This window comes from Dyella sp. 333MFSha, from assembly GCF_900102405.1.
Lineage (GTDB): Bacteria > Pseudomonadota > Gammaproteobacteria > Xanthomonadales > Rhodanobacteraceae > Luteibacter > Luteibacter mycovicinus.
Genome location: NZ_FNBR01000002.1, coordinates 1,302,301 through 1,314,477 on the forward strand (window position 1 = coordinate 1,302,301; position 12,177 = coordinate 1,314,477).

The following is a 12,177-nucleotide window of genomic DNA, read 5'->3' on the forward strand; positions in this document are numbered from 1 at the left end:
CAGCACGCACAGTATGAATCCTGCCGAGAGTAGCCAGGAAAGCAGGCGCTGTGAGCACGTGGTTGCCATGCCGGCGACGGTTCAGCGCGGTTTGTCGGGATCGTTCGGCTGATCGGGTGAATCGTCGCTGTCACCTTCATCACCATCGTCATCATCTTCGTCATCGTGATGATCGTGATCGTGATCGTGATCGTCGTCGTCGTCGTCGCCTTCGTGAGCGCCCGTCTGACTGTGGTGCTCGCCGTGCATCTTGGTCAGGCCCAGCTCTTTCGTCAGGGCGGTGTCATCGCCTGACACACTGAAGTCGCGCAAGCCCTGCGAAGCATCGTTCTCTTCGAGCAGTGATGCCAGCTCCTCCGGTGAGGCATGCCGGAGCGCGGCATTGCTGCCGATGGCCTCGAGCAAATCGATCGTATCGTGCATATTTTCCCCCTGTCTTCAACTCCGCGGCGACCTGAGCAGGCGCGCCGGTGACGCTTTCTTTCCAATGCCAGGCGCGATATCGGCGGCTCTGGCGCTTTCTTTAGCGCACTACACCGACGCAGCTATTTCCAGATCCGCGGCGTGCACGGCATCGAGGGCATCCAGGCGAGCCCGCATGGCGACATTCCTCTTCAGCGGTCCTGTCGGCGGTAGTACCAGTGTTTCCTGCCCCGTCAGTTCGACATTCGGAAAGTCGACCAGGGAAACCCTCTCGATACGCGTCGCCTCGACCGGAAGTGTCGCCGCACGATAGACGATGACCTGGTGGTCGGCAGGGTAGTCACGCAGCAGGCGTTCGACGAGGAGTTCGCGGTAAGGGCGCGGTGTGGTGAAACGCCCCAGCGACCGGTCTCCCAGCACGCCAAGCTGCCAGAGAATCACGTGGCCGGTGGTGTCCAGCGTTCGTTCGTAGAACAGCATCTGGCTGGCCTCTATATGCTGGCATCCCAGGCTTCCGGGATCGATCCCCAGGTCCGCATAGAGACAGTCTTCCGCTGACACCCCGGCCTCCATGTGGGCTTCGTAACCTTCGGCGCGTGCGAGCTGGATGACCTTATGAGGGGACCAGGCGAAGATGCCAGGGTGACCATAGAAGACGGCGCAGACGCGCTTGCCGGCCCGAACTTCGGCGATCATGAGTTCGACCCACTCCCGGTAGGTCTTCATGCGCGATTTGCCGGCGGAATAGTACTTCTGAAGGCTGCGCACATCCGGATGCATACGTTGCAGCCAGAGCTCCGTCACGTTGTCGGCGAGGGCCGCAAACACCACGTCCGCCTGCTCGATATGACTCCGCGACAGCGGCGTCAGATGCGAGCCCAGCGTGATACCCATGCCGACGCAGGCGATGCTGCCGCGGCGCTTTTCGGTCGGTGTCGTCAGGGATGTGTTCATGGCGTGATAGTAGGCGAAATTTCGGCAGGAGGCGTGATGTGAAATCGCGCAATTTGACGAACCTCGATCTCGGCGCAACGCTCGATCCAGCGGCTTTACTCGGTTTCGGTCCCGTACCTTTCGCAGGAACCTTCCGGGTCAGAAAAGAAGTCCATTTCGAATCATTTACTTAAGTGGAGCTCCCTTGGGCGACAGGTGGATGCCGCCAGATGCTGGCCGACTCTGGGGCGAGAGCCAGCGTTCGCGAACAAACCGCGCAACCTCCCCAGCCAGCTCCCGGTCCTCCGGCGCCCCCATGAATCCCCCATGGGGCATAGCCTCGAACACATGCAACTCCACAGGCACGTTGGCACGGCGCAACAGTCGATGCATACGCACCGCGGTCGACAGGAACAGATCGCGCGTCCCGCTCTGCAGAAATACCGGAGGAAATCCCTGGCTGAAATCACCGAACAGTGGCGACAGGTAAGGGTGACTCAGATCGGCGCCACCGGCATACAGCAGGTTGTTCGGCATCAGCGACCCCGCCAGTACCACGTCGACAAGGCGATTGACCTCGAAGCTGTCACCCGACTCGGTGAGGTCCAGCTCGGGCGACAGCAGCACGACGCCAGCCGGCAGCGGCAATCCTTCGTCTCGCGCCCGGAGCACCATGGCGGCGGCAAGATTGCCGCCCGCCGAGCGGCCACCGATAACGATGTTGTCGGGCGCGTATTCCTCCAGCACATGGCGATAGATCGCCATGCAGTCGTCCAGCGCGGCAGGATAGGGATGCTCCGGAGGCATGCGGTAGTCCACTCCGTAGCAGCGCACACGGTGCAAGACGGCCTGCATCTGCGCGCCGACGCGGCACGCCTCTCCGCCACCGAATACCAGGGCGCCGCCGTGCAGGTCGATATAGGCACGCTCGGCGGAAGCCATGTCTTCCGGTGTGGCTACGTGTACGGTGGCATCGCCGACGATACGGGTCTCGACGCTGGCCTTGAGCGTGCCGGCGAGACCTTTCATACCCGCCGCATATTGCCGGTCGACGGCCGCCTTGACCTGCATCCAGGCATCGCGATCCTCAGGCGCTGGCATCACGTGCAGCGAATTCACCGGCACGCCCTGTGCATCGACCAGCCGCCGCAGCGCCGCCTGGGCCTCTTCGCTGATCGACCGGGGGAAAGGCACCACCCGCTCCGGGAGTTTTACGCCGTCGGTCATGCACCAACTCCGTTTCCGAAACCGCAAATGCTACCGCTACACTATTCCGGTGACCACGCCCCTCCAGAACGGCTACATCCTCACCCGCAACTGGCGTGACACCAAGGACGGCAGCGAGATCGAACTGTGGGTCGCCACCGAGGCCGGTGCGCGTCGCATCGTCATCACCGGACAACGCAGCGTCGCTTTCGTGGCGGCGTCAGCCCGTGACGCTATCGAAGCGGTCGCGCGCAATGATGCATCGGTGGAACTGACACCCCTCCCGCTGAAAACCTTCGGCCAGGATCCCGTACTCGGCGTCTACGTCCGAGGCTACCGGACGATGCTCGCGCTGGAGAAGCAGCTCGCCGAGCGGGGCATCGCGCTGCACGAAGCGGATATCCGTCCGGACGATCGCTACCTGATGGAGCGCTTCATCACCGCGGCGGTGACGATCGAGGCGGAAGACGGCGAGGCGGCGACGCTCGTCAATCCGCGTCTTCGCCCCGGCGACACATACCGTCCCACGTTGAAATGGGTGTCGCTGGATATCGAGACCAGCGCCGAAGGCGAGGTCTATTCCATCGCGCTGGAAGGCTGCGGCCAGCGGCAGGTCTACATGCTCGGCCGTCCGCAGGACGGCGATGCCGCGCCCGATGATTTCGACCTGGTGTATGTCGATGACCGGTCGCAGCTCATCACCGCACTGAACAACTGGTTCCGGCACTACGACCCCGACGTCATCATCGGATGGAACCTGATCCAGTTCGACCTGCGCCTGCTGCAGGCATGTGCTGACCGCTCCGGACTCGTGCTGACGCTCGGCAGGGGTGGCACCCCGATCGACTGGCGTGACCATCGCAGGCGCGACAACTACGTCTTCGCATCCATTCCCGGACGTGTTCCCATCGATGGCATCGAAGCCTTGCGGTCGGGCTCATGGAGCTTTGCGTCATTCAGCCTGGAGGCCGTGTCGCAGGAGCTGCTCGGCGAGGGCAAGGACATCGACGATCCGTACAGTCGCATGGCGGAGATCGAGCGCAGGTTCCATGAGGACAAAGTGGCACTGGCCCGCTACAACCTGCACGACTGCGAACTCGTCACGCGCATTTTCGAAAAGACCCGCCTGATGGACTTCCTTCTCGAGCGCGCCAACGTCACTGGCCTGCAGGTGGATCGTTCGGGTGGCTCGATCGCCGCCTTCACGTACCTGTACCTGCCGCGCATGCACCGCGAGGGTTACGTGGCGCCGCGGATGGGCAGGCCCACCGGTGAGTCCTATCCGGGTGGTTTCGTGATGGACAGCCGTCCCGGCATCTACGATTCGATCCTGGTGCTGGACTATAAAAGTCTCTATCCGTCGATCATCCGGACGTTCCTGGTCGATCCTATCGGCCTCGTCGAGGGCATGTTGACGACCGACCCGGCGGCCTCGATTCCCGGTCCGCTCGATACCCGCTTTTCGCGGACGACGCATTGCTTGCCGGGCTTGATCGCTCAGTTGTGGACGGGTAGGGACAAGGCGAAGCGGGATGGCAACACGCCGTTATCCCAGGCATTCAAGCTGCTGATGAATGCGTTCACCGGCGTGCTGGGTTCGCCGGACGCACGCTTCTTCGATCCCCGGCTGATATCCGCGATCACACTGCGTGGGCACGAAATCATGCGGCAGACGCGCGCATGGGTCGAAGCCGAGGGTTACGAGGCGATCTATGGTGACACCGATTCCATCTTCATCTGGCTGGGGCGCCGATACGGTGAAGCAGAGGCACAAGCCATCGCCGATGGGCTGGTGTCACGCATCAATGCCGCGTGGGCCGCGAAGCTGAAAGCGGATGTCGACATCGACTCGTTCCTCGAGATCGAGTTCGACACGCACTACCAGCGGTTTTTCATGCCGACCATCCGCAACAGCGAGATGGGCAGCAAGAAGCGGTACGCCGGGCTGGTCGTCGATGACGACGGAAGGGAGGAGCTCGTCTTCCGCGGTCTTGAAACCGTTCGCAGCGACTGGACCCCGCTGGCGAAGCGTTTTCAGCAGGATCTGTTCGGCAGGATCTTCCGCGGCGAGCCGTACGACGATTTCATCAAGTCTTACGTTCGCGACATGCGGGAAGGACGGCTAGACGGTCAACTCATCTACCGCAAGCGGCTTCGCGGAAAACTCGATTCGTACGATCGCACGACGCCCCCGCAGGTTCGTGCGGCACGTATGGCCGACGAGTACAACGCGCGGACAGGTCGCCAGCAGCAATACCAGAACGGTGGCTGGATCCGTTACGTCATGACGCTCAACGGTCCCGAGCCGGTAGAATTGAGGCGCTCTTCCATCGACTACGAGCACTACCTCGAGCATCAGCTGAGGCCGATCGCCGACGCGATCCTTCCGCAGGTAGGTGGCCGGTTCGACGTGCTGGTGTCGCAGCAGAGCGAGTTGTTTTAGCCGCCGGCCGCGCCGCTCGCCGGAAGGCGCGCTGAAAGGTTTCGTAACATTATGTACTTAGTACATATTTTGTGATATCCATATCTTATGTCTACGTCCAATGATTCCGCGACCATGGACCTCCGTGCTCGCCGACGGCTCGTCATCCGGAACACCATTTCCCGCGTTGCCAACCGCCTCTTTCTCGAGCGGGGCTTCGACCACGTCACGGTGGAAGAGATCGCCGCCGGTGCCGAAGTCGGCCGCATGACGGTGTTCAATCACTTCCCACGCAAGGAGGACATGTTTTTCGATCACGACGAACAGGCCCGTGAACTCCTTCGCACCATTCTCCGCGAGCGCGCTCCTGGCGTCAGCCCGGGCGAGGCGTTGCGGAGGCTCGCTCATCACCTGGTCGCCGAAGGCAGTCCGTATATCCGTTTTACGCCCGGCGGCCAGCGTTCGGTGGAGACGATCGAAGCCAGCGAAACGCTGAAGGCTCGCGTGCGTGCCCTGCGCGACGAGGTCGCTCAGCTCATCGCGGTGGTCATGGCCGAGGGAGCCGGACGGGAAGCGGACGACGCCGACGCGCACCTGGCGGCGGACATGCTGCTGGCGACGTGGTCCGTCGCACTCATCCAGTCACACCGCCGGTACCGTCGCGATCAGGATGCGGCGAGGGCGGCAGCCACCTTTCTCGCGCTGATCGATCAGGGCACGCTCGGTGTCAAGGCGGCCATGGCGGGAACGCCGTTCGGGTAGAGCTATCGCCCCGCCTCGGGCAACAGCAGCTTTCTGAGACCGTTGTCGACGATATCCGCGAACACCTTCGGCTCGCCGTACGCGCGGGCCGTGAGCATCGCTCCGTAGACGAGCGACATGAACGACTCGGCCTCCAGGCGAGCCGATCCCTGGAGCGTGAAGCGCCCCATCTGCGCGCCGCGGGTCAACAGCGTCTCGAGCCAGTTCGACAGGTCGCGGAAGTGCGCGCGTACGGCGTCGGCGAGATCGCCCGGCAGCGTCGGCAGCTCGGTGGCGAGCATGCCCGCCACGCAGAAGGGCGCCGATGCATCGGCGATGCACTTCTCCCAGTAACCGGTGTACATCGCCAGTTGTTCTTCCGGATCGAACGCCCCGGCGGCGAGCGACCGGGTCTGCTCGGCGATGATGCCGCGCGACCGCTCGACCACGGCTTTCGCCAGATCGGACTTGGACGGGAAATGGTGGTGGATGCTGGCCTTCTTCACCTGCACCTGTTCGGCCACGTCCGCGTAGCTGAAGCCGTTGTAGCCCCGCATCTGGATCAGCTGGCGCGCGGAATCGACGAGTTTCTGCTGCGTAGTCATCGGGTAAGTCTACCAGCTGGTAGGTAGCGCGCGCTGGTCCAGGCATGGCACATTGACGGCCAGCCATCCTACTAGTAGGGTGGCGACTCTCCCGCCATGGACTTCCCCGTGAATACGCTTCGCAATTTTTACTATCTCCGCGCCATCGTGGCTTTTGCCTGGGTCGCCATCGTTTTTGCCGCCGCCAAGGCGCCTCCCCTGGTCGCCGGCACTCTGCTGGTCATCTATCCGGCGTGGGACGCGATCGCGAATGTCATCGACGCGCGCCGCAGTGGCGGGCTCGCGGCCAATCCGGGCCAGCGCTTCAATGCGCTGACCAGCATCATTACGGCGGTCGCCATGGCCGTTGCCTTCACGTTGCGCGGCAACGAAGGTGGCGTGCTGGTCTTTGGCATGTGGGCACTGCTTGCCGGCCTGTTTCAGCTGGCCGTGGGTATCCGTCGCCGCAAGCTGGGCGGCCAGGCCTTCATGATGATCAGCGGCGCCCAGTCGGCACTCGCGGGCGTGCACTTCGTGTTCAAGGCCTTCGACAACGCGCCGTCCGTGGCGCAGATCGCTCCGTACGCCGCCTTCGGCGGTTTTTACTTCCTGCTGTCGGCGCTGTGGCTGACGTTCAGGAAATCGCCACGGCCGGTCACCGTCGCATAAGGCGCAGGGCGCGCGCTCGTCAGCGCGCGTCCCTCTGCTGGGATCGCCGTGAATCCTTTTCCTGCGCACCGTCGACAGCGAGACCTACCGCATGCGCCAGATCGGAACGCGTGAACGGTTTGGCGAGAATACCCGCGTCCCTGACCGTGTCTTCGTTCGCGGCGAGGTTTCGCGGGTAGCCCGACATGAAGAGCACCTTCAGTCCGCTCTTGATGCGCCGGGCCCGCTGCGCCAGTTCCCATCCCGACATCCCGGGCATGACGACGTCGGAGAGCAGCAGGTCCACGGCGACGTCGGGGCGTTCGAGGAGCCTGATCGCCGACTCGCCGTCGTGCGCTTCGAGCACGCGATACCCGATGTCCCTCAGCACCTCGACGACATAGGCACGGACATCGTCGTTGTCTTCGGACACCAGGATGGTCGCCTCCCGCTTCTCGTGTTCGTCGCTGCCGGTGCCGCTATCGTGCGAGACCGGCAGTGCGCTCATCGAACGCGGGAAGATCAGCGTGATCACGGTGCCGACGCCGACCGTCGATTCGAGGAGCACCTGCCCGCCCGACTGCTGGACGAAGCCGTACACCATCGACAAGCCCAGCCCCGTCCCCTTGCCGACTTCCTTGGTGGTGAAGAACGGCTCGAACACGCGGGCCATGGTCTCGGCGGACATGCCTTCGCCCGTGTCCTTGACGCGCAACATGACGTATTGGCCCGGATCGAGACCGGGAAGACGGGCCGTATCGCCTTCGCCCAGATGCGCGTTGCCGAGTTCGATGGTAAGCGCGCCGCCCGACGGCATCGCATCCCTGGCGTTGACGGCGAGATTCAGCAGTGACGCCTCGAACTGGGCCGGGTCGAGTTCCACGGACCACACCTCCGGCGCAACGATCTTCAGCTGGACCAGTTCGCCGAGCGCACGCCGCAGCATGTCGCCCATGCCGAGCACCTGGGCCCGGCAGTCGACGGGCTGAGCGATCAGCGGTTGCCTGCGAGCGAAGGCCAGCAGCCTCTGTGTGAGGCTTGCCGCGTTGGATACGCCCTTCAGCGCATTATCCAGCGCCCGCCCGGATTTCTCCGCCGAGTCCGGCCGGTCCAGGAGCATCTTCACGACTTCGATGTTGCCCGTGATGATCGTCAGGATGTTGTTGAAGTCGTGAGCAATGCCACCGGTGAGCTGGCCGATGGCCTCGATCTTCTGAGCCTGCTGCAGTGCGCGCTCGGCCTCGCGGCGCGCGGTGGTTTCCACAGCCTCGGCCACCATGGCGGTAATCGCGCCCGCGGGGTCGCGTAGTGGACGGAAGGAGAACTCGAAACTGCGCAAGCCGGTCGCCAGTTGCAGCTCGAACTCCTGACGCGACGATCTGCCGTCCGCGGCGCCGGCAATGGCCGTCTCCACGACGCTTGCCGACCCGGGTGTCGACGCGAACCAGGCGGACTCGCTCAGCCGCTGGCCGCGCACTTCGCGCTTTTCCAGCAGTACCGCGGCGAGCGAGGCGACATTCGCATCGATGATCGTGCCGTCGGGCGCAAGCAGGATCTGCAGCTGAAAGCTGGACTCGAAGATGGCCTCCAGCCGGCTCTCACTGCCCTGCAAGGCCACGGAGTGATCGATCACCTGGCGCTCGAGCGAGCCGTTGGTTTCCTTGAGCGCGAGCTCGGCACGCTTGAGCTCACTGATATCGCGCGCGAGCATGTAATAGCCGGCAATCGTGCCGTCGGATGCGATTTCGGCCACGCAGTCGATCTGGGCGTGCCGGGCCGCGTCACCGGCGTGTCCGGGCAGCTCGATCTCGAAGGTGGTGCGTTCGCCTGCGATGGCGCGTACGAGGAACGGCTCGGCGCCGGCGAACCAGTCTCTTCCGAAGACGTCGCCGGCATGCATGCCGACCAGCCGGTCAGGCGCGAGGCCTACCCAGTGCCTGTGCGCATCATTGGCGAACAAGTAGCGATGTCCGGCATCGAGGTGTCCGATCAGGGCGGGAAGCGCATCGGCGATCGACTGCAGGCGCTCCTGGCTCAGTCGCAGGTTTTCCTCCGCGAGGCGAAGCTTGTTCAGCTCTTCGTTTTCGCGAAGCCCGCGCAGGATGGCATCGGGCAATCGCTGGAGCCGTTGCTTCACCACGTAGTCGCGGGCGCCGCGCTTCAGTGCCTGAACTGCGAGTTCCTCGGTCAGGGTGCCGGACACAAAGATGAAGGGCAGCTCGGGCGCGTGTTCACGCGCCAGCACGAGCGCGCTGTCTCCATCGAAGCCGGGCAACAGGTGATCCGACAGGATGACATCGAAGCGACGTTCGAACAGCGCCGCAAGGAACGTGTCGCGCGTCCACACCCTGTGGATGGCGACGCTGAGCCTGGCGAGGCGCAGCTGGGCCGTGATCAGTTCCGCATCGAGCGCGCTGTCTTCCAGCAGCAGGATACGTATCGGCGTGCCGGGTACCGCTTCGATCATGCGTCGCGGCTCGAGGGGAGAATGGGACGGATGGGCGGCGGCGGCTGGTTGGTGATGCCCCAGAACATGCCGAGTCCCTGAATGGCCTCGAAGAATTCCTTGAAGTCCACCGGCTTTACGACGAAAGCGTTTACGCCCAGCTTGTAGCTGGCCACCAGGTCCTGTTCCTCGCGCGACGAGGTAAGCATCACGATCGGCGTGCTGCTCAGCTTGGGATCGCGACGCACCTCCTCGAGGACTTCCAGGCCGGTGAGCTTGGGCAGCTTCAGATCGAGAAGAACGACGACGGGACCGCCGTGGGCGGCGTCCACATACTTGCCTTCGCTGCGGAGGTATTCGAGCGCTTCGACACCGTCGCGCACATGAGTGACTTCGTTGAGCAGCTGGCAGCGGGACAAGGCGGCCAGGGTGAGCTCCGCGTCCTTGGGGCTGTCTTCAACGAGAAGAATGGGTCTGAGATCCCTCACGAATGGCCTCTTACTGAGTCGGGAATGGAAAAATAAATGGTCGCTCCCTGGCCGAGAATGCTCTCCGCCCAGGTCCTGCCTCCATGGCGGCTGACGATCCGGCGCACGTGCGCCAGACCGATGCCTGTTCCTTCGTACTCTTCTACGTGGTGCAGACGCTGAAAGACGCCGAAAAGTTTGTCGACGTAGCGCATGTCGAATCCGCAACCATTGTCGCGGACGAAAAAGATCGATTCCTCGTCGCCACGCTCGTGGCCCACTTCGATGGCTGGCTCGGGACTGTCCCGAGTGAACTTAAGGGCATTGGAGATGAGGTTCTGCCATACCAGTCGCAGCATGGCCGGGTCGGCCTTGACCGATGGCAGCGTCGCGATGGTCCATCGGATGTTGCGGCCGAGCGCCTCCATCTCAAGACGCTGCCGGACGTCCTCGACCAGAGTGCCCATGTTGATCGTCATGGTGCCCATGGTCGAACGGCCCAGCTGCGAGAAGCTCAGCAGATCGTCAACCAGCCGGCCCGCCGATTTGGCGGAATCCACGATGGTGTCGAGGAAGCGTCGCTCCGTGTCGTCGAGCCGGTCGTTCGCGGCCGAGGCCAGCAACTCCGAGTACCCGACGATATGACGGAAGGGTGCCCGCAGATCGTGGCTCACCGAATACGAGAAGGCTTCCAGCTCTTTGTTGCTGCGTGTGAGCTTCTCGTTGAGGAGCGCCATTTCCTCGGCTTTGCGCAGCACGATGTCGACGATGGCGACGCGCAGATCCATGGCCGCGTCGCGATCGACATCGGTCCACGGCAGCGAACGAAGTCGTACCGTCTCTTTCCATGCTTCAAACGACAGTCGCGGCGAAATCTTCTCGCCAGAAATGACTTTGCGTGGCTCGCCGCCCCAGCGTACCGTCCGGATGACCTCCGGCCGGAACCAGATCAGATAACTGTCGTGCAACTGCGAGATGGTAATCGCCAGCACGCCGCTGGCGCGCTCGGCATACGCTTCGGCCGCCGGCCATTCGGCAGGCAGACGGTCCGTGCTGAAGACATCGTCGTTGCCCCTGCGCTCGGTGAGCCAGGGAATCAGGGCGCGTACTTCCTCGTCGGTGGGGCATTCGCCCATGAGGATGCATTCGTCGTTCTGCACGATGGCGGCGCCGGACGCGCCGGTCATGGCGAGGAAACTCGTCTGGTCGCGCTTGAGCGCAAGGATGAAGTCCTGTTCGCCCGACATGCGACCCAACAGATGCATCTGTGCGGCGCGACGCGTGGCGCGCTCCTCGACGTTGCCGACGCGTTCCTTCTCGGCGATCTGGAGCGAAAGGATCTGCCCGATCAGCTCGCAAGCGGTACGGACGTGGTACGGAACACGCTTCGTGGCCTCGTTGTGGCAGGAGATCAGGCCCCACAGGTGGCTGTCGTGCAGCAGCGATATGGACATGGAGGCACCCGTGCCCATGTTGCGCATGTATTCCAGGTGCATGGGAGAAACACTGCGGAGCACGCACGGGCTGAGGTCCGTGGGTGGCGCCGCCCGATACGGTGGCGCGCGAACGAGCGGGATGCTCCGGTAGTTGTTGTCCGGGATCAGGCGGACGCGGTTGCGCCGGTAAAGCTCCCGGGCCTGTGCCGGGATATCCGATTCCGGGAAGCGCAGGTCCATATAGGACGGCAGTACGTCGTTGCGGTCCTCGGCGATGACCGACCCGTTCCATTCCTCGTCGAAGCGGTAAACGAGCGTGCGATCGAAATGCGTCAGCTGGCGCACGTATTGCGCACCCAGTTCGCAAAGCTTACCGACGCTGGAGGCCTGCTCGATCTCACTCATGAAACGGCGGATCACGGGATACAGCGCCTCGAGCGAGCCGGACTCGCCCGGCACTGACTGCTCGAGTTCGACGATCAGCAGATCGGCATCGGTGCGATGCGCGAGAGCGTGATGCTGTCCGTGGCTGCCCAGGGTCACCATGCCCAGATAGCTCGACGTGCCGACCTCCAGTGCGGTGATCGACTCCGACCACCCGGAAAGGTGGCCACCCAACACGCTGTCCAGCGCCGCGCCCAGCGGCTCGCCGAACGCCTCGACGATGCGGGCGTCAGCGACGGCAGACTCACTGACCGTCAGCGTTTCGGGGTCGACGACCAACACGACGCCGTACGGCTGCACGGCGCCGGGGGTGCGAATCGGTTCGTCAGCACAGTTGGACAAGTCCAGCGCCGGTGCGGTCGCGATTTGCGATTGCATAAAAACTCCAGCCACTGATCGTCTTCACGCCCTGCGCGTGGAGAACACC

10 protein-coding genes are annotated in these 12,177 nt (G+C 63.5%); 3 read left to right on the forward strand and 7 right to left on the reverse strand.

Annotation, left to right across the window (positions count from 1 at the left end; all coding sequences use genetic code 11):
• Window positions 1-81 precede the first annotated feature (81 nt).
• The 3 genes from BLT40_RS12990 to BLT40_RS13000 form a co-directional block, all read right to left on the reverse strand.
• Window positions 82-423 (reverse strand): hypothetical protein, encoded by a 342-nt coding sequence (locus BLT40_RS12990; RefSeq protein WP_090353700.1) that lies wholly within the window; start codon window positions 421-423, stop codon window positions 82-84.
• A 108-nt stretch (window positions 424-531) separates the two neighbouring features.
• Window positions 532-1,377, reverse strand: coding sequence for an SAM-dependent methyltransferase (locus BLT40_RS12995; protein WP_052191050.1), 846 nt, complete (start codon window positions 1,375-1,377; stop codon window positions 532-534).
• Window positions 1,378-1,542: 165 nt separating this feature from the next.
• The gene (locus tag BLT40_RS13000) at window positions 1,543-2,583 is read right to left on the reverse strand and encodes an alpha/beta hydrolase (protein WP_090353703.1); all 1,041 of its coding nucleotides are present in this window, start codon (window positions 2,581-2,583) and stop codon (window positions 1,543-1,545) included.
• A 49-nt stretch (window positions 2,584-2,632) separates the two neighbouring features.
• Here BLT40_RS13000 and BLT40_RS13005 point away from each other — a divergent pair, with 49 nt between their 5' ends.
• Both BLT40_RS13005 and BLT40_RS13010 read left to right on the forward strand, forming a co-directional pair.
• Window positions 2,633-5,005 (forward strand): DNA polymerase II, encoded by a 2,373-nt coding sequence (locus BLT40_RS13005; RefSeq protein WP_218124557.1) that lies wholly within the window; start codon window positions 2,633-2,635, stop codon window positions 5,003-5,005.
• A 114-nt stretch (window positions 5,006-5,119) separates the two neighbouring features.
• Window positions 5,120-5,746, forward strand: a complete 627-nt coding sequence (locus BLT40_RS13010) for a TetR/AcrR family transcriptional regulator (RefSeq protein ID WP_217699765.1) — start codon at window positions 5,120-5,122, stop codon at window positions 5,744-5,746.
• Between the two features lie 2 nt (window positions 5,747-5,748).
• Here BLT40_RS13010 and BLT40_RS13015 read toward each other — a convergent pair whose 3' ends face one another.
• Entirely contained in the window at window positions 5,749-6,330 is a 582-nt protein-coding gene (locus BLT40_RS13015) for a TetR/AcrR family transcriptional regulator (protein WP_036116739.1), read from the reverse strand.
• Window positions 6,331-6,438: 108 nt separating this feature from the next.
• Here BLT40_RS13015 and BLT40_RS13020 point away from each other — a divergent pair, with 108 nt between their 5' ends.
• Entirely contained in the window at window positions 6,439-6,978 is a 540-nt protein-coding gene (locus BLT40_RS13020) for a hypothetical protein (RefSeq protein WP_217699766.1), read from the forward strand.
• A 19-nt stretch (window positions 6,979-6,997) separates the two neighbouring features.
• Here BLT40_RS13020 and BLT40_RS13025 read toward each other — a convergent pair whose 3' ends face one another.
• From BLT40_RS13025 to BLT40_RS13035, 3 genes are read right to left on the reverse strand one after another with little or no spacing between them, the layout of a single operon-like run.
• Complete coding sequence (locus BLT40_RS13025) at window positions 6,998-9,424, reverse strand: response regulator (protein ID WP_079521630.1); 2,427 nt, start codon at window positions 9,422-9,424, stop codon at window positions 6,998-7,000.
• Window positions 9,421-9,891 (reverse strand): response regulator, encoded by a 471-nt coding sequence (locus BLT40_RS13030; RefSeq protein ID WP_090353709.1) that lies wholly within the window; start codon window positions 9,889-9,891, stop codon window positions 9,421-9,423. Before BLT40_RS13030 ends, BLT40_RS13025 begins: the two co-directional genes overlap by 4 nt.
• Window positions 9,888-12,128 (reverse strand): ATP-binding protein, encoded by a 2,241-nt coding sequence (locus BLT40_RS13035; protein WP_090353713.1) that lies wholly within the window; start codon window positions 12,126-12,128, stop codon window positions 9,888-9,890. The genes BLT40_RS13030 and BLT40_RS13035 overlap by 4 nt, the downstream gene beginning before the upstream one ends.
• Window positions 12,129-12,177: the final 49 nt, after the last annotated feature.